General features: G+C 70.1%; 17 protein-coding genes. 13 read left to right on the top strand and 4 right to left on the bottom strand.

Annotated elements, in window-relative coordinates; genetic code table 11:
• Positions 1-213, bottom strand: a 213-nt coding sequence (locus DW306_RS20035; protein WP_136057338.1) for a winged helix-turn-helix domain-containing protein, incomplete at its 3' end; no start/stop codon positions are given.
• A gap of 114 nt (positions 214-327) precedes the next feature.
• On the opposite strand from DW306_RS20035, the gene DW306_RS20030 reads away from it, so the two are divergent.
• Positions 328-942 (top strand): hypothetical protein, encoded by a 615-nt coding sequence (locus DW306_RS20030; protein WP_240747289.1) that lies wholly within the window; start codon positions 328-330, stop codon positions 940-942.
• Positions 943-968: 26 nt separating this feature from the next.
• Here the strand turns inward: DW306_RS20030 and DW306_RS20025 are convergent, their stop codons facing one another.
• Entirely contained in the window at positions 969-2,486 is a 1,518-nt protein-coding gene (locus DW306_RS20025; RefSeq protein WP_136057337.1) for an HNH endonuclease signature motif containing protein, read from the bottom strand.
• A gap of 152 nt (positions 2,487-2,638) precedes the next feature.
• On the opposite strand from DW306_RS20025, the gene DW306_RS20020 reads away from it, so the two are divergent.
• Positions 2,639-3,163 (top strand): GNAT family N-acetyltransferase, encoded by a 525-nt coding sequence (locus tag DW306_RS20020; RefSeq protein ID WP_136057336.1) that lies wholly within the window; start codon positions 2,639-2,641, stop codon positions 3,161-3,163.
• 224 nt (positions 3,164-3,387) lie between these two features.
• Positions 3,388-4,278, top strand: coding sequence for a M23 family metallopeptidase (locus DW306_RS20015; RefSeq protein ID WP_240747288.1), 891 nt, complete (start codon positions 3,388-3,390; stop codon positions 4,276-4,278).
• A 20-nt stretch (positions 4,279-4,298) separates the two neighbouring features.
• Here DW306_RS20015 and DW306_RS20010 read toward each other — a convergent pair whose 3' ends face one another.
• Positions 4,299-5,750, bottom strand: coding sequence for a gamma-aminobutyraldehyde dehydrogenase (locus DW306_RS20010; protein ID WP_136057335.1), 1,452 nt, complete (start codon positions 5,748-5,750; stop codon positions 4,299-4,301).
• 100 nt (positions 5,751-5,850) lie between these two features.
• Here DW306_RS20010 and DW306_RS20005 point away from each other — a divergent pair, with 100 nt between their 5' ends.
• Genes DW306_RS20005 through DW306_RS19995 form a run of 3 tightly spaced genes read left to right on the top strand, consistent with a single transcriptional unit; the run spans position 5,851 to position 8,127 of the window.
• Positions 5,851-6,318: an Lrp/AsnC family transcriptional regulator gene (locus tag DW306_RS20005; RefSeq protein ID WP_136057334.1), complete on the top strand. Its 468-nt coding sequence runs from the start codon at positions 5,851-5,853 to the stop codon at positions 6,316-6,318.
• Between the two features lie 43 nt (positions 6,319-6,361).
• Positions 6,362-7,765: an FAD-dependent oxidoreductase gene (locus tag DW306_RS20000; RefSeq protein ID WP_136057333.1), complete on the top strand. Its 1,404-nt coding sequence runs from the start codon at positions 6,362-6,364 to the stop codon at positions 7,763-7,765.
• Entirely contained in the window at positions 7,762-8,127 is a 366-nt protein-coding gene (locus DW306_RS19995; protein ID WP_136057332.1) for a cupin domain-containing protein, read from the top strand. The genes DW306_RS20000 and DW306_RS19995 overlap by 4 nt, the downstream gene beginning before the upstream one ends.
• A 30-nt stretch (positions 8,128-8,157) precedes the next feature.
• On the opposite strand, the gene DW306_RS19990 is transcribed toward DW306_RS19995, so the two are convergent.
• The gene (locus DW306_RS19990; RefSeq protein WP_136057331.1) at positions 8,158-8,727 is read right to left on the bottom strand and encodes a TetR family transcriptional regulator; all 570 of its coding nucleotides are present in this window, start codon (positions 8,725-8,727) and stop codon (positions 8,158-8,160) included.
• 132 nt (positions 8,728-8,859) lie between these two features.
• On the opposite strand from DW306_RS19990, the gene DW306_RS19985 reads away from it, so the two are divergent.
• The 7 genes from DW306_RS19985 to DW306_RS19955 all read left to right on the top strand — a co-directional run bounded on the left by DW306_RS19985 (position 8,860) and on the right by DW306_RS19955 (position 16,695).
• Positions 8,860-10,518 carry a CocE/NonD family hydrolase gene (locus DW306_RS19985; protein WP_136057330.1) on the top strand — a complete coding sequence of 553 codons (1,659 nt, stop codon included), beginning with the start codon at positions 8,860-8,862 and terminating at the stop codon, positions 10,516-10,518.
• Positions 10,515-10,961: a DUF3237 domain-containing protein gene (locus tag DW306_RS19980; RefSeq protein WP_136057329.1), complete on the top strand. Its 447-nt coding sequence runs from the start codon at positions 10,515-10,517 to the stop codon at positions 10,959-10,961. The genes DW306_RS19985 and DW306_RS19980 overlap by 4 nt, the downstream gene beginning before the upstream one ends.
• Positions 10,962-11,048: 87 nt before the next feature.
• Positions 11,049-12,695, top strand: coding sequence for an ABC transporter substrate-binding protein (locus tag DW306_RS19975; protein ID WP_136057328.1), 1,647 nt, complete (start codon positions 11,049-11,051; stop codon positions 12,693-12,695).
• 31 nt (positions 12,696-12,726) lie between these two features.
• Positions 12,727-13,674 (top strand): ABC transporter permease, encoded by a 948-nt coding sequence (locus DW306_RS19970; protein WP_136057327.1) that lies wholly within the window; start codon positions 12,727-12,729, stop codon positions 13,672-13,674.
• On the top strand, positions 13,671-14,534 hold the full coding sequence (locus tag DW306_RS19965; RefSeq protein ID WP_136057326.1) for an ABC transporter permease: 864 nt from the start codon (positions 13,671-13,673) through the stop codon (positions 14,532-14,534). Before DW306_RS19970 ends, DW306_RS19965 begins: the two co-directional genes overlap by 4 nt.
• Entirely contained in the window at positions 14,531-16,231 is a 1,701-nt protein-coding gene (locus tag DW306_RS19960; protein ID WP_136057325.1) for an ABC transporter ATP-binding protein, read from the top strand. Before DW306_RS19965 ends, DW306_RS19960 begins: the two co-directional genes overlap by 4 nt.
• Complete coding sequence (locus tag DW306_RS19955) at positions 16,228-16,695, top strand: DUF3237 domain-containing protein (protein WP_136057324.1); 468 nt, start codon at positions 16,228-16,230, stop codon at positions 16,693-16,695. The genes DW306_RS19960 and DW306_RS19955 overlap by 4 nt, the downstream gene beginning before the upstream one ends.
• The last annotated feature ends 73 nt before the right edge of the window (positions 16,696-16,768 follow it).

Below are 16,768 nucleotides of genomic sequence, written 5' to 3'. Positions count from 1 at the left end.
GGGTCCGCGGGTGTCGCGGTCGACACCCGCGGCGGCGACGGCTCCGGCAGCGTCGAGCATGCGCAGCACCTGCGTCACGGCGGTGCGGGAGAGTCCGGTGGTGGCCATCAGCTCGGCGCGGGTCTGCGGCCCGCTGCGCGCGAGTGCCTCGAGGATCGCGCGGCCGTTGAGAGTTCGAAGCAGGCTCTGCGGTCCCGCGAGTGGTCTCGACATGTCATCCCTGGGTCGGCGTCCCGCCCACTATGCCACATCGGGTTGCACCCGTCGATGGGGCGCAGGAACTCGGATTCGACGGCCGGAGAGCACCCGAGAACGTACGGTGGGGTCATGGATCATGAGGAGATCGTGCGTCTCTATGGGCCATGGCGTTCGCGAGGTCCGGCAGATGTCGTCGCGCTGTTCGACGGTTATGCGCACCGCTGGTGGATCGCCGGTGGTTGGGCCGTCGAGGCGTTCACCGGAGTCGCTCGCCCGCACGGCGACATCGACCCGAGCGTCCCGCGTGCAGATGCAGCAACTCTGCTCGATCATCTCGAGGGCGAGTGGGACGTCTGGGCCGCAGACCGGGGCACGTTGACGCCGTTGGTCGGTGACGATCCGGCGATCTCGCCGACGTGCAGCAATCTGTGGTTGCGCAGGAGCGGCGCGGATCCGTGGGAGTACGACGTCATCCTCATGGATGCCACGGAGGAACTCTGGACATACAAGCGCGATCCGCGGATCACCCTTCCCTTCGGCAGCATCCTCTGGGAATACGAAGGAGTGCGGTATCTGCGTCCGGAGGTTCAACTGCTGCACAAGGCCCGCGGTCTGCGCCCGGAGGATCAGCAGGACTTCGAGACTGCGAACCCTCTGCTGGAAGAGGGAGCTGCCCGCTGGCTTCGGGCCGCCTTGGAGACAGCGCACCCAGGGCACCCATGGATCGCGGCGCTCACGCCGTAGACACAGGCGCTCATCCCGCACGCCGCTCATCCCGCCCGGCGGCGGACGCTGGCGAGGATGTGCCCGGGCGTGCGCCAGCGTCGGTGGGGATCCCACCAGCCCGGGCCGCGCACCTGCGGGACCCCGTTCTGCATGCGGATCTCCCACCCGGAATCGTCGAGGGTGCGATGGTGATGCCAGCACAGGGTGACGCCGTTGTCGGTGTGGGTCGGGCCGCCCCTCGCGTGCTCGGTCACGTGATGGATCTCACACCACGACGCGGGCACGTGGCAGCCGGGGATCAGGCACTCCCTGTCGCGCTGCATGATGGCGCGGCGTTGGTGGACGGTGAAGATCCGATCGGTCGCTCCGATGCCGATGATGCGGCCCTCCGGGTCGAACAGCACCCGCTGCACGTTGCCGCCGCAGGCCGTGTGCCGCGCGACGTCTACGGAGACCGGGGTGTCGATGCCCGCGACGTGGGCCCACCCCCGGCCGGTCGCGTAGTCCTCGGCGGTGACTGTCACGAGCAGGGTGGGAGCGGCACCGCCGAGTCTTGGCATCTCGTCGTGTCGGGCGGCGATGCCGAGCATCGCGGCGAGCGCGTCGTGCTGCTTCTGAGCCCTCGTGCGGGTGTCGACCATGCCGCTCGAGTCACCGGGCGGCAGAGACGAATCATCACCCGGCTCGTCATCCATGGACGAGGGGCCGGATGCCGATCCCTCATAGTCTTCGGTGGGGCGGAACGCCACCCCCGGCATCGGCGGACCGTCCACCTTCGGATTCAGGTAGGCGTCCCATCCGGCCTTCATCTGCCCGGCGAGCTCCGGAAGCAGATGACCCCGGATCGGGATCACGCCGTCCTTCTCCCGCCCGAGGGTCACACCGCGTGTGCGCATGGCGACATCCTCCGCGGGCTTCGCGCCGTCCGGGTCGAGGTACGCCACGATCAGCTGCGCCCGGAACCGCAGGTCTTCCGGCGTCGCCGGAGGCGCGACATCTGCGCCCTCGTCCGCCTCTGCACCCTCGTCCGCATCAGCACCCAGATCCGTATCAAGACCGGCAGCCGCACCCTCGTCGGCGAGCCCGCGCGCATACGCCGCCAGCGCGGCATCCGCCTGCAGCCGGTCCTCCGGACTGATCCGCCTCCCGGCCTGATCGATCGGCCCGGTCGCCGCCAGCAGCCCCGCGATGCCGACGACCCCGTCGAGCAGCGCATCGCGCAGCTGCGGCCACCAGGCGGGCAGCGGTGCGCCCGAGGTCAACTCCGTGTCCCGGTGCACGATCTTCGCCGCCCGTACCACGCGGCCGGCGCCTGTCGCATCGGTGCGCAGCACCCGCTGCAGCTGCTCGTTCATCGACACGCATCCGAACCCGCGAGGGAAGTCCGAGTGCGCCGACGCGACCGTCTCCACGATCAGCGCATCGACCAGCCGCTGCGCCTCACCCGCGGCCCGCAGGAGGTCCATCTTCTCGGCATCCGTCGACAGCCGGATCGAGTCCGCACGCAACAGCTCACGAAGGTCGGAGACGACCTGATCGAAGATGCCTGCGGTGCTGTTCATACCTCCATTCAACGGAGGGCCACCGACATTCAGACCCGATAATCCGCAGTTCAGAGAAATATTTCGATACTCTTGAGATCACCACCCTCCCTGCACAGAACGCGATAAAACCCGACTCGTCCACACTCCCGCGCCCTCACTAGGCTGGCTCGATGACAGCCATCGAAGTCCGCGACGGCCGGGTCGACGACGCCGACCAGGTCGCCTCCATCCACGTGCGCTCGTGGCGCGCGGCATATCGCGGGCTCATCGATCAGGATGTCCTGGACGGGCTGTCGATCCCGGACCGCGCGGCCAGCTGGCGCGGGTTCATCGCCACACCACTTCCCACCGGCCTCGGCATCCTGGTCGCGGTCCGTGACGGAGCGATCCTCGGCTGGGCGTCGTTCGGCTCAGGTCGTGACGAAGACGGCGCTGCCGACGGAGAGGTCTACGGCATCTACGCCGATCCCGACGCGTGGTCCACCGGCGTCGGCCGCGCCCTCCTGGAAGCCGCTGAGCAACGCATCGCGGATGCCGGACACACCCGCGCCTACCTGTGGGTGCTCGACGGCAACGACCGCGCCGACGCCTTCTACGCCCGCCGAGGCTGGGAGCTCGACGGGGCGACGAAGGTCGACGAACGGCCGAACCTCACGCTGAAGGAGCACCGGCGGGTCAAGGCGCTCGCCGGCTGAGGCCCGTCTCGCGCTCGATTTGACCCCGCGCGACCCAGCGCATAAATTACGAATCGGTAACGGTGGCATCCGGGGGGATCGACCGCCACGCACACCCGCCTCCGGAAGGACCCGTCACGAACTCCCTGCCCACCGAGCCCGCTCAGGGTGCCTCGGAACCCGCAAAAGACACCTCTGACTCGCAACGCCCGCTGTTGCGCCGTGATCTTCGGCGTTCCGCATCCGTGAGTCCGCAGAGCCCGCGCCGAGCGGACGCCCCTGCGTCCGACCCTGACGCACCGACGTCAGCACCGCGGTCGCCGCAGCGACCCCCGACGATCACACCCCGGCCGACCTCGAAGACGACGCGGCCGGTCGCACCGCTCTCCCGGGCTCAGTCCCGCCGGACGAAGCGCCACTGGGCGAAGGTCAAGACGCTCGGTGCCACGCTCGCCATCGGCGTGATGATGACCGGCGCGGCTTTTCCCGGGCTCAACCCGCTGAGCGATCAGACCGCCGCAGCCAGCGCAGCCGCGGCCGTCTCCACCACGGCAGACGCCGACTCTCAGGCATATACGGCGACGGATGAGATCCGCGCCGAGATCGCCCCGCGCGGGGCTTTCGCGGCGACGACGCCCGAGGAGATCAAGGAGACGCGCTCCCGTGCTGTCGCTGCCGCGGTCGCCGCCGGCATGCCGCTCAGCAGCGCGATCGACATCCCGCTCGCCGATCGCATCGTGATGCCGATGGCCGAGGGGACGTACTCGTTCACCGATGGCTTCGGCGCCTCGCGACCCGGGCGGTCCCATCTCGGCCAGGACTTCGCCGCACCCGTCGGCACGCCGATCAATGCGGCCATGAAGGGCTGCGTCTCCCGGTCGACCGAGAGCTACCAGGGCTACGGCGTGACGATCCAGATCGAGAGCATCGTCGACGGGAAGGCCGTGAGCACCGTCTACTCCCACATGACGTACGGGAGTCGCGCGGTCGAGGTCGGCGACTGCGTCGAGGCGGGCCAGTACATCGGCGACGTCGGATCGACCGGATACGTGTTCGGCTCGTGCTTGCACTTCGAGGTGCACATCAACACGGTCCCCGTGGACCCCCGGCCCTGGCTCGCGCAGAACGTGACCTGACCCGGATACCGCGCACGGCATCAGTCCAGCGCGGTCATCACGTGCTTGATGCGGGTGTAGTCGTCGAAGCCGTACTGCGAGAGGTCCTTCCCGTAGCCGGAGTGCTTGAACCCGCCGTGCGGCATGTCCGACACGAAGGGGATGTGCGTGTTGATCCATACGCAGCCGAAGTCGAGGTCGCGCGAGAACCGCATCGCTCGCGCATGATCGGTCGTCCACACCGATGAGGCCAGCGCATAGGGCACGTCGTTCGCCATCGCGAGCGCCTCCGCCTCCGACTCGAACGCCTGAACGGTGAGCACCGGGCCGAAGATCTCGCCCTGCACCGCCTCGTCTTCCTGACGCAGGCCCGACACGATCGTCGCCTCGAAGAAGTAGCCCCGGTCGCCCTGACGACGCCCACCGGTCTCGATGGTCGCGTGCGCGGGCAGCCGCTCGACGAAACCCGTCACCTGCGCGAGCTGCGCCGCACTGCTCAGCGGGCCGTAGAGCACGCCCTCCTCGGCAGGTCCGCCGGTACGCGCAGACGAGCGCGCACTCTCCACGAGCGCCGCGACGAACTCGTCGTGGATCGACGCGTGCACGAGCACCCGGGTCGCCGCGGTGCAGTCCTGCCCGGCGTTGAAGAACGCGGCGTTCACGATCCCGGCGGCCGCCTTCTCGATCGACGCGTCGGGGAACACGATCGCCGGCGCCTTGCCGCCGAGCTCGAGGTGCACGCGCTTGACGTCGTTCGCCGCCGACCGCGCCACCGCCATGCCGGCCCGCACCGATCCCGTGATCGCGACCATCTGCGGCACCGGATGCTCGACCAGCGCGACACCGGTGTCACGAGCGCCGAGCACGACGTTGAGCACTCCGGCAGGGGTGTGCAGCGCGACGATCTCGGCCAGCAGCAGCGTCGTGAGCGGCGTCGACTCGGCCGGCTTCAGCACGACCGTGTTGCCGGCGGCGAGCGCGGGCGCGATCTTCCACACCGCCATGTTCAGCGGATAGTTCCACGGCGTCACCTGTCCGATCACGCCGACCGGCTCGCGCCGCACGAACGACGTGTGCCCGGCGAGGTACTCCCCCGCGGCACGGCCCTCGAGGCTGCGGGCAGCACCCGCGAAGAAGCGCAGCTGGTCGATCGACTGCATGATCTCGTCGGCGACCAGGCTCGCACGCGGCTTGCCGGTGTCCTGCGACTCGAGGTCGGCGAACTCCTCGGCGCGCGCCTCCATCTCGTCGGCGATGCGGAACAGCGCGAGCTGCCGGTCGGCCGGCGTCGTGGCACGCCAGATCGGGAAGGCAGCGGATGCCGCGGCATAGGCCGCATCCACGTCGCCGGCATCCGAGAGCGGGATCTCGCCGTAGGTGTCTTCGGTGGCCGGGTCGAGGAGCGGCATCCGTCCGACGCCTGCGGCGGGCACGTAGCGCCCTCCGATGAAGTTCTGGAGCGTCGCGGAGCCGTTCAGGAGTTCACTGAGCATGGCGTCAGCGTAGCGCTTCAACCACGGAATCGGAAGGTCAGTATCCATTGAAACGACTGAATCAGTTGCGCATGACCATCCAGCCTGACAATATCGACCCATGAGCACGAAGCCTCCACAGCCCACCCTGGACGACATCTCGAAGCGGATCGTCGAACTCCTCCAGGAGGACGGCCGCCGCCCCTACGCCGAGATCGGCCGCGAGGTCGGGCTCAGCGAAGCCGCCGCCCGTCAGCGCGTACAGCGGATGACCGAGGCGGGCGTCATCCAGATCGTCGCAGTGACCGACCCGATGCAGCTGGGCTTCCACCGCATGTCGATGATCGGCATCCGCGTCACGGGCGATCCGCGCGAGATCGCACAGGAGCTCACCAAGGTCCGCGAGCTGGCCTACGTCGTCGTCACCCTCGGCACCTTCGACATCCTCGTCGAGGCCGTGTGCGAGGACGACGAGCACCTCATCGACCTCATCGCGACGCGCATCCGCACGATCCCGGGCGTCGCGCACACCGAGAGCCTGCTCTACGCGGGCCTCTACAAGGACCTCTACAACTGGGGCACGCGCTGACGCGCACCCGCCCGCCACGGAAAAACGGAAACCAGGAGTGATCATGGGAACCACCGTCTTCGAACGCCGCCTGCCCGCCCCCATCGCCGTCGAGGCCTCGCTGCGCGACACCGCGCTCGGCGTCTTCTGGCTCGACGACGTGCCGCGCCCCGAGCATCCGTCCCTCACCGGGCACGTCACGGCCGACCTCGCCATCGTCGGCGGCGGGTACACCGGACTGTGGACCGCGGTCCGCGCCAAGGAGCGCGACCCCGAGCGCCGCGTCGTGCTGCTGGAGGCGTCGCGCATCGCGTGGGCGGCATCCGGACGGAACGGCGGGTTCTGCGAGGCGAGCCTCACGCACGGCCACGAGAACGGACTGACCCGTTGGCCCGACGAGATCGACCGGCTCGAAGAGCTGGGGCTCGAGAACCTCGACGGCATCGAGCAGACGATCGCCCGGTACGACATGAAGGCCGACTTCGAGCGCACCGGACAGCTCGCGGTGGCCGTCGAGCCGCACCAGGTCGAGTGGTACCGCGACGAGCCGGGCTTCCTCGACCAGGAGGCCGTGCAGGCCGAGGTGCACTCCGACACCTTCCTCGCCGGCTCCTGGGAGCGCGAGGGCTGCGCGATGGTGCACCCCGCGAAGCTCGGCCTCGAGCTGGCCCGCGTCGCGGCGGAGCTCGGCGTCGAGATCTACGAGCACAGCCTGGTGCGCCGCGTCGAAGGCGACGGATCGGGACCGATCACGCTGGTGACGCCCGGCGGCCGGGTGACGGCGGATGCCGTGGCGCTCGGCACGAACGTCTTCCCCTCGCTCCTCAAGCGCAACCGTCTGATGACCGTGCCGGTGTACGACTACGTGCTGATGACCGAGCCGCTGTCGACCGAGCAGCTGGCCTCGATCGGCTGGTCGAACCGCCAGGGCCTCGCCGACAGCGCGAACCAGTTCCACTACTACCGGCTCACCGCCGACAACCGCATCCTGTTCGGCGGCTACGACGCGATCTACCACTACGGCGGCAAGGTGCGCCCGGAGTACGAGGATCGCATGGAGAGCCACCGCAAGCTCGCCTCGCACTTCTTCACGACGTTCCCGCAGCTGGAGGGCCTGAGGTTCACGCACCGGTGGGCCGGCGCGATCGACTCGTCGAGCCGCTTCTGCGCGTTCTTCGGCACCGCCCGTCGCGGACGCGTCGCCTATGCGACCGGCTTCACCGGACTCGGAGTGGGTGCCGCCCGCTTCGCCGCCGACGTCATGCTCGACAAGCTGTCGGGCGAGAAGACGGAGCGCACCGAACTCCAGATGGTGCGCGAGAAGCCCATCCCCTTCCCGCCCGAGCCCGCCGCCTCGATCGGCGTCAACCTCGTGCGCGCCGCGATGAACCAGGCCGATCACAACGAGGGCAAGCGCAACCTGTTCCTCAAGACGCTGGATGCCGTCGGCATGGGCTTCGACTCGTGAGCGCGCGCGACGACGGCGGCACCCTCGCTCCGGGGACGGGAGTGGATGCCGCGGCTCTGCTGCTCGTCCACACCCCGCTTCCGTCGGACGAGGTGCGCGACGGGGCGCCGACCGCGGCGAGCGCCGCGCTGGCGACCCTGGGCGACACCGAGATCGGCATCTGGGAGATGACGCCGGGCACGGCATCCGACGTCGAAGCGGACGAGGTCTTCGTCGTGATCTCCGGAAGCGCCGCGATCGCGTTCGACGATCCGGCGCTGCCCGACCTCGAGATCGGGCCCGGGTCGGTCGTGCGTCTCGCCGAGGGCCAGCGCACGGTCTGGACCGTGACCGAGACACTGCGCAAGATCTACATCGCCTGAGGCGCGGGCCCGGGCTGGCCCGGCAGCCGATCAGATCGCCGCGAGGAGCTTCTCCACGGCCCGGCGGACGCGTGCCGTGCGCACCTCGTCGGGATCGAAGTCGCCCATGAACACGTTGCCGAGAGCGGCCGACAGCGTCGCGTCGGCCACGAACTCGCAGGTCTCCGCATCCGCCTCGGGATAGGCGGTGACGGCGAAGGCGGCGAGCGTCCTGCGCGTGCTCGCGTACGCCTCGGCCAGGATCTCGGCGATGGCGGGCGTCGTGCGCGACAGCTCCACGAAGCCGAGGACGACGGCGTTCTCCGCGTCGGAGCGCGTGAAGTCCTCGCCGAAGAGGAAGTCGAGCGCCTGGGTGAACGTGATCACCTCGTCGGGCAGGATCGTCAGTCGGCCGGCCTCGTCGGAGAACACGCGGCGCGCGGTCTCCACGAGCAGCTGATCGCGGTTGCCCACGAAATGCCGCACGTGCCCGCGGGACATGCCGACGGCTTCGGCGATGCGATCGAGCGACGTGCCGGCGATGCCGTGCTGCGCGACCGTCTGCAATGTGGCGTCGATGATCTGCTCGCGACGCTCCGCCGCGACCGTAGGACGTGCCATGGGTCCCCCTCCCTGCCTCGAGCAGGATATCCGAATCGTTATCAAGTTTCTAGTCTAGTCGGACTTGACTATTAACCCAGACGCTCATACGTTGTGTTCACCCGCACCGCGGATCGGCTCTGAAGGAGAGACATGACGGACTACCTCCGCATCACGGCGGCACCCGAGAGCGATCTCGCCCGCCCCGCCCGCGTTCGCATGCGCGACGGCGTGATGCTCGCCGCCGACGTCTACCTGCCGGACGCCGAGACCGAGGCGGGTGACACCGTCCTCATCCGACTCCCCTACGACAAGAGCGGCGCCTACACGTACATCCCGCTCATCGCGGAGTACTTCCTCGCCCACGGATACCGCGTGGTGGCGCAGGACGTGCGGGGGAAGTTCCGCTCCGAGGGCGAGGCGCTGCTCTTCGTGAACGAGGTGCGCGACGGCGAGGACACGCTCGACTGGATCGTGCAGCAGCCGTGGTCGAACGGCCGCGTCGTGATGTGGGGCGACAGCTACTACGGGTACACGCAGTGGGCCGCGGCGGCGAGCGGCCACCCCGCACTCAAGGCGATCGCGCCGCGGGTGACGGGCACGGGCCTGGGCGAGCCGGTGCGCCGTCATGCGGGCGAGCGCGTCTCGAACGTGGAATGGGCGATCACCTACCTGTATCCGGTCAGCCACTTCCACGGCAACGACACCTTCCTCTGGGAGCCCGACTGGTCGCGCCGCGACTTCGCCGCCCAGGTCGAGGACTTCCTCGCCGCCGCCGGCGAACGCTCGATCTCCTACGACCAGTGGTACCCGCGGCCCGTGCACCTCCCCCGCTTCCCGCTGGGCACGCCCTTCGCGGCGCGTTCCATCCCCGTGCTGCACACGATCGGGTGGTGGGACAACTGCGCCCCCCTGTCGTGGGCCGACGTCGCCGAGATCGAGAGGCATCCGTCCTGGGCCGCGCACCACCACCTGCGCATCGAGTCGATCGACCACGAGGGCTACGAACTGCTCTCCGCGGACGAGGACCGGGTCGCCGAGCGCACCGAGGAGCAGGTACGCGCGCTCCTGCCGCGGACGCTCGACCCCGCTCTCGACTTCTTCGAGGTGTACCTGCGCGGCAACGGCTCCCCCGCCGATATCCCCCCGGTGCACTGGAACCTCGCGAACACGACGGAGAACCGCGTCGCGTCGACCTGGCCGCCCGCCGGCGTCCGCTCCGTCGAGCTGCGGGCGACCGCCGACGGCGGACTGACGACGGATGCCGATGCCTCGGCGTCGACCGAGATCGGCTGGTCGCACGATCCGACGGACCTCGTACCGTCGAGCGCGGCGGACGCGTTCTCCTTCCTGCTGGAGCTTCCCGACGAGGCGCCGCTCGGCGACCGCGACGACGTGCTCGTCTTCAGCACCGCACCGCTCGACGGCGACGTCGATCTCGCCGGCCCCGTGCGAGCAGCTGTGCGCGTTCGCTCCGACGGCCCTGTGATGGACGTCTTCCTGCGCCTGCTCGACGTCGCCCCCGACGGCACGGCGCTGCGGATCGCCCGCGGTCAGCGGCAGGTGGCCGACGCCATGGAGCCCGCCGAACTCGACATCGACCTCGGACAGATCGGCTACCGCGTGCCCGCCGGCCACCGCCTGCGTCTGCACGTGTCGAGCAGCGACTACCCCGAGTTCCTGCCGCAGACCGGCACGGGTGCCGACCCGTGGGCCGGCGGCCCCACCGCCGTCAACCGGCAGCATCTGACCCTCGGCGGGCCGCTCGGCCTCGCCCTCCGCCTGCCCGTCCTCGAAGGAGACCTGTCATGACCGACCCCACCGCCTCGGCATCCGGCCTGCCGGAGCCGGTCCTCGAATACGCCTTCGAGATCCGCGTCGACGTCGACACCGACATCCATCTCGGACGCGGACCCCACGAGGTGCTCGCCTTCACCCCCATCACCGGGGGCACGGTCGACGGCCCCCTGCTCCGCGGCGTCGTGCTGCCCGGCGGGGGCGACTGGTCCGTCGAGCGCGACGGCACCTTCCAGCTCGAGGCGCGGTACCTGCTCCGAGCAGAGGACGGCTCGGCGATCGACATCCTCAACCGCGGCTACTACCGCGACGAGGGCGACGGAGAGCCGTACTTCCGCACGGCCCCCGTGTTCCAGACGGATGCTCCGGCCCACAGCTGGCTCAGCCGCAATCAGTTCATCGGCCTGGCCCGCGATGAGGACGAGCAGATCTGCATCCGCATCTACGTCGTCCGCTGACCGCCACATCCCTCAAGACCCGTACGACCCGCACCACCTCCGCACCGCCGCACCACCTCCGTTGCACGCACCCGAGAGGACCCCGACATGACCCGCACCACCCGACGCCGGCTCACCGCCGTCGCCGCCCTGGCGACCGCGACCGTTCTCGCCGCCACCGCCTGCGCCCCGCGCACCAGCACGAACGACACCGCCGACGAGGTCGATCCGACGTCGCTCGTGACCGCCCTTCCGGCGGCGACCACCCCCGTCGACGAGGTCACCTGGGCCGTCGTCGAGGGTGAGCCGCAGACGCTGGATCCGGCATCCTCGGCCAACGTGATCATCCCGAACCTCTGCGACAGCCTGCTCACCGTCGAGCCCGACTTCTCGCTCGAGGCGGGAATCGCCGAGACCGCCGAGTGGATCGATCCGCTGACCTTCGAGATCACGGTCCGCGACGGCGTCTCCTTCTGGGACGGCACGCCGGTCACGGCATCCGACGTCGCCTACAGCCTCGAGCGCAACCGCACCCCCGCCTCGCAGTGGTACGCCGCCTTCGCCCTCATCTCGAGCATCGAGGCGACCGACGCCGACACGGTGCTCGTGCACTTCACCGCACCCGACTCCACCTTCCGCGACGCCCTCGGCGGCGGCGGCGGTGCCGTGATGAGCCAGACGTTCGGCGAGGCCGCCGGCCAGGAGCTCGGCACATCCGGAGGCGGACTGCTGTGCGCCGGACCGTACCGGCTCGAGGACTGGAAGCCGGGAACCGAGATCTCGGTCGTCGCCAACCCCGACTACTGGGGCGGCGCACCGCTCACCGAGCGCATCCGCTTCGTCTTCGTGACCGACGGCGCGACCCTCACCTCCGCCCTGACGGCGGGCGAGATCGACGGTGCGTTCAACGTGCCGCCGGGCTCCCGCCAGAGCTTCGAGGCTGAGGGCGGCGAAGGACGGCTGATCGTCGGGCCGTCCACAGCCTCGTACAGCTTCGGTCCGACCTCCGCCGAGGGCGCCGCGGCCGACCCCCGGGTGCGGCAGGCGCTGAGCCTCGCGATCGATCGTCAGGTGTACATCGACACCGTCCTCCAAGGGCTCGGCGAGGTGCAGAAGACGATCGTGCCGCCCTTCGTCTTCGGCGGTATGGAGGCGAAAGACATCTATCAGGACGCCTACGACGCCCTGCCGGAACCCGAGGTCGACCTCGACCGGGCGAAGGAGCTGATCGCCGAGTCCGGCATCGACACCTCCGTACCCCTGGTGCTGGCGATCCCCGCGGGGGCGAAGGAGTTCTCGCAGACCGCCGCCATCGTGCAGAGCGCCGCGAAGGACATCGGCCTCACCATCACGATCGACGAGCGGCAGCCCGCCGACTTCGGCGCCCTGTTCTACTCGCCGGAGCTGCGCGCCGGGGTCGACTTCGTCTCGACCGTCGGCTATCTCGAGGTGCCGGGCGTGCTGGGCTACCCGCAGCTCTTCATGCTGCCGGCCGAGCTGGGCGGCATCTTCAACTGGTCGGGATACTCGAACGACGAGGTGACCGCCGACCTGCAGGCCGCGCGCACCTCCGTCGATCCGGTCGCCGCCGCCGACGCCTTCGTGAAGGCGCAGGAGATCTTCGCCGCCGACCAGCTGCAGGTGACGCTCGCCGGCGCCCACCACCTCACCTATCTCTCGAACGACCTCACCGGGATCACGACCTCGGTCGCCATCTACAGCTCCCCGTGGGCGCTGCACCTCGGCGGCGAGTGAGCCGGCCGGGCAGACGAGACGGAATCGCATCATGATAAGGACAGTGCTCGGCAAGGTGGGCGGACTCGTGCTCACCCTGTTCCTCGCCAGCGTCATCATCTTCTCGGCGCTGCTGCTGACGCCGGGCGATCCGGTGGCGGCGCTGGCGGGGGGCGCTCGTCCGACCCCGGAGCTCGTCGCCGCGATCCGCGCCGAGTACCGACTGGATGACCCGATCTGGCTGCAGTACGCGCACTGGCTCGGCGGGGTGCTGACCGGCGACTTCGGACAGTCGTTCGTCTACAAGACGGATGTCGCCGAGCTGGTCGGCGCGCGGTTCGCGGTGACGTTCCAGCTGGTGCTGCTCACCGCCGCACTGATCGCGGTGTTCGGCCTCGGCTCCGGCATCCTCGCCGCCGTCAGCGGTCGACGCACCGACATGGCCGTCTCGGTCGCGACGTCGCTCGGGATGGCGCTGCCGACGTTCATCATGGCGATCCTGCTGATCTGGATCTTCGCGACCTCGCTCGGCTGGTTCCCGACCTTCGGCGCCGGGCAGGAAGGCCTCGACCGGCTCTGGCATCTCGCCCTGCCGGCCGTCTCGCTCGCGCTGATGTTCATCGCGTACGTCAGCCGGGTGACCCGCAGTGCGCTCGTCGCGCAGCTGCACTCCGAGCACGTCGAGACCGCGCGGGTGCGCGGCATCCCGTGGAACCGGGTGTTCCGTCGACACGTCTTCCACAACGCCGCCCCGCAGATCCTCGCGATCTCGGGAACGACGATCGCCGGGCTGTTCGCCGCTTCCGCCATCGCGGAGCAGGCGTTCGGGCTCGGCGGCGTCGGGTCGCTGCTCACCGAGGCCGCGGCCAGGAAGGACCTCCCCGTGGTGCAGATCGTCTCGCTGCTGCTCGTCACCCTCTTCGTCGTGCTCAACGCGATCGCCGACCTGCTCGGCGCGGTCATCGACCCCGACTCGGCCCGATCGAGGAGGAGCGCATGAGCGTCGGACAGCTCGCCGCGGGGCGCCTCCCGGCGGCCACCCGCCGGCTCGCGCAGCGAGACCCGCTCGTCGTCGCATCGATGGTGGTGCTCGCGCTCGTCACCCTGATCGTCGTCGCCGGACGCTGGATCGCACCCTATCCGCCCGACCAGCTCTACGCGGGCCCCCTGAACGGCCCCGCCTCGTTCGAGCACCCCTTCGGCACCGACGACCTGGGGCGCGACATCCTGTCGCGAGCACTGACCGGCGCGGCATCCAGCATCATCGCGCCCGTGATCGTCGTGGTGCTCTCCACGACGCTCGGCATGACCCTCGCGGTCACCGCCGCCTGGTTCGGCGGCATCGTGCGCGGCACCATCGCCCGCGTGATCGATGTGATCTTCGCGATCCCGGGGCTCGTGCTGGCGGTTCTCGCCGTAGCCATGTTCGGCAAGGGGCTCGTCGCGCCCGTCGTCGCTCTGTCGATCGCCTACATCCCGGTCGTGGCGCGGCTCACGCAGACAGCCGCCTCACGCGAGCTGGGGCGGCCGTACATCGCCGCGCTCCGCGTGCAGGGCGTGTCGAGCGCAGCCATCTGCTTCCGGCATCTGGTCCCCGCGCTGATCCCCGTCGTCGCCGCACAGGCGACGGTGGGCTTCGGGTACGCGATGCTCGACCTGGCCGCGATCTCGTTCCTCGGCCTCGGCGAGCAGCCGCCGGCCGCCGACTGGGGCTCGATGATCGCGGGCGGCCAGGCGGCGATCCTCGCCGGCGCTCCCGAGCAGTCGCTGTTCCCGGCGGCGCTCATCGTCGTGACGGTGCTGGCCGTCGGCATCATCGGCGCCCGCGCCACCACCTGGGCAGAGGAGAAGGAACGATGACGGCACCCGTGCTGCAGCTGCGCGGCCTGGAGATCGCGATGCCGACGGCCGACGGCCCCCGCACGCTCGTGCACGACTGCACGCTCGACGTCGCCCTCGGCGAATCGGTCGGTCTGGTCGGGGAGTCCGGGTCGGGGAAGACCCTCAGCGTCCGGGCGATCGCCGGGCTGCTGCCGGAGGGCTTCACGACCGGCGGCACGATCGCCGTGGAGGGGCAGGACCTCGCCGACCTGGACGAGCGCGGACGCCGCGAGCTGCGGGCGTTCCGCATCGGCATGGCGTTCCAGACGCCGCGAGCGCATCTCAATCCCCTGCGCACCATCGGCGACTTCCTGACCGAGGCGCTCGTCGCCGTCGGCGGGGCCACCGGCGAGTCGGCGGAGCGGCGGGCGCTCGACCTGCTCAACGAGGTGGGCGTGCCCTCGCCCGAGCGCCGTCTGCGTCAGCGACCGGCCGAGCTCTCGGGGGGCCTGCTCCAGCGGGTGATGATCGCCTCCACGCTCGCGATGGACCCTCGACTGCTGCTCGCCGACGAGATCACCACCGCGCTGGATGTGACGACGCAGGAGGAGGTCATGGCCGTGATCGGCGACCTCCGACGGCACCGCGACCTGTCGCTGCTGTTCATCACCCACGACCTCGCTCTCGCCGGATCCGTGTGCGACCGGGTCGTCGTGATGAAGGAGGGGCGCACCATCGAGACCCTCCAGGCGGCGACCATGCGGGAGGATGCGACCGAGGACTACACGCGCATCCTGATGTCGGCATCGCTCGACGCCGCCGCACCTCTGCTCGGCGCCCCCGAGGCCGCACTCGACGACCGTCCTGTGCTGCGGGTGGAGGGCCTGAAGAAGTCGTTCCGGGTGCGTGCCGCCCGCGGCGCCGGGCACGAGACACTCACGGCCGTCGACGACGTGACCTTCGCCCTCTCCGCCGGCGGATCGCTCGGCATCGTCGGCGAGTCCGGCTCGGGGAAGTCCACGACCGCGCGCATCATCTGCGGCCTGGAGAGAGCGGATGCCGGCGCCGTCCGGGTGGCCAGCGAGGACTGGAGCACCCCGGCGCGATCGGGCGCCGAGCGGCGAGACCGCGCGAAGGCCGTGCAGATGGTGTTCCAGGACCCTTACCAGTCGCTCGACCGACGGCAGACCGTGCGGCAGTGCCTGACCGAGGCCGTGCGCGTGCACCGGCGCTCCGACGACCGGTCCGCGGTCGCCGCCCGCGTGACGGAGCTGATGGCGGCGGTGCGTCTCGACGATGCTCTGCTGGACGTCCGCCCGCGTTCCCTCTCGGGTGGCCAGCGTCAGCGGGTGGCGATCGCTCGCGCTCTCGCCGCCGAACCGCGGATCCTCGTGCTCGACGAGGCGGTGTCCGCCCTCGACGTGACGACCCAGGTCGAGGTGCTCACCCTGCTGGAGCGCATCCGGCTCGACACCGGGGTCGCTCTTCTCATGATCACCCACGACCTCACGGTGATCCGCCGACTGTGCGACGAGGTCGTGGTGATGCGCGACGGACGGATGGAGGAGTACGGCGACACCGCGACCGTGCTCGACGACCCGCAGGCGGACTACACCCGCCTGCTGCTGGACTCGATCCCCCGCGCGGGGTGGGTGCCGCAGCGCCGAATCCCCCTGCGCACGACCCCGATCCCTACGATCGGACGAGACCGACACACGAGAAGGAGCCGGCGATGACCGAACCCGAGCTGATGACGCCCGCACTGGAGTACTGCTTCGAACTGCAGGTCGACGTGGCACCGCCGAGGCGGATCGGCCGGGGCGAGGGCGGGCAGCTGCACTTCACCCCGATCACCGGAGGCCGCGTGGCCGGCCCCCGGGCGGAGGGCGTCGTGCTTCCGGGCGGCGGCGACTGGTGGGTCGACCACGGAGTGACCACGCAGCTCGACGCCCGCTACCTCATCGAGATCGACGGCCACGCCGTCGACGTCGTGAACCGCGGGTACTGGCGCGCGAACGCGGCGGCGATCGACGGCTTCGAGTCGGGCAGGACGCCGCGGGAGGAGGATCTCTACTACCGCACCGCCTTCGTCTTCCAGACCGACGCCGACGACCTGCGCTGGCTGGCGGAGTCGCAGTTCATCGGCTACGCCCGCCCCGGAGACGACCAGGTCGTGATCCGCGTCTTCCGCGTGGTGTGACGCATGACGAGCCCGCACAGAACCCTCGTATCAGGACGACCCCTCGTATCAGGACGACCCCTCGCATCAGAAG

This window comes from Microbacterium sp. K24, assembly GCF_004794465.1.
Lineage (GTDB): Bacteria > Actinomycetota > Actinomycetes > Actinomycetales > Microbacteriaceae > Microbacterium.
Note: the sequence above shows the minus strand (reverse complement) of the source record. Positions and strands in the feature narration are given on the sequence as shown.

Coding starts and splice junctions, on each gene's coding strand:
- DW306_RS19975 (WP_136057328.1), top strand. CDS start 11,049: ATGACCCGCACCACCCGACGCCGGCTCACCGCCGTCGCCGCCCTGGCG.
- DW306_RS20005 (WP_136057334.1), top strand. CDS start 5,851: ATGAGCACGAAGCCTCCACAGCCCACCCTGGACGACATCTCGAAGCGG.
- DW306_RS20025 (WP_136057337.1), bottom strand. CDS start 2,486: ATGAACAGCACCGCAGGCATCTTCGATCAGGTCGTCTCCGACCTTCGT.
- DW306_RS19970 (WP_136057327.1), top strand. CDS start 12,727: ATGATAAGGACAGTGCTCGGCAAGGTGGGCGGACTCGTGCTCACCCTG.
- DW306_RS19955 (WP_136057324.1), top strand. CDS start 16,228: ATGACCGAACCCGAGCTGATGACGCCCGCACTGGAGTACTGCTTCGAA.
- DW306_RS19965 (WP_136057326.1), top strand. CDS start 13,671: ATGAGCGTCGGACAGCTCGCCGCGGGGCGCCTCCCGGCGGCCACCCGC.
- DW306_RS20020 (WP_136057336.1), top strand. CDS start 2,639: ATGACAGCCATCGAAGTCCGCGACGGCCGGGTCGACGACGCCGACCAG.
- DW306_RS19980 (WP_136057329.1), top strand. CDS start 10,515: ATGACCGACCCCACCGCCTCGGCATCCGGCCTGCCGGAGCCGGTCCTC.
- DW306_RS19985 (WP_136057330.1), top strand. CDS start 8,860: ATGACGGACTACCTCCGCATCACGGCGGCACCCGAGAGCGATCTCGCC.
- DW306_RS19960 (WP_136057325.1), top strand. CDS start 14,531: ATGACGGCACCCGTGCTGCAGCTGCGCGGCCTGGAGATCGCGATGCCG.
- DW306_RS20010 (WP_136057335.1), bottom strand. CDS start 5,750: ATGCTCAGTGAACTCCTGAACGGCTCCGCGACGCTCCAGAACTTCATC.
- DW306_RS20000 (WP_136057333.1), top strand. CDS start 6,362: ATGGGAACCACCGTCTTCGAACGCCGCCTGCCCGCCCCCATCGCCGTC.
- DW306_RS19990 (WP_136057331.1), bottom strand. CDS start 8,727: ATGGCACGTCCTACGGTCGCGGCGGAGCGTCGCGAGCAGATCATCGAC.
- DW306_RS20030 (WP_240747289.1), top strand. CDS start 328: ATGGATCATGAGGAGATCGTGCGTCTCTATGGGCCATGGCGTTCGCGA.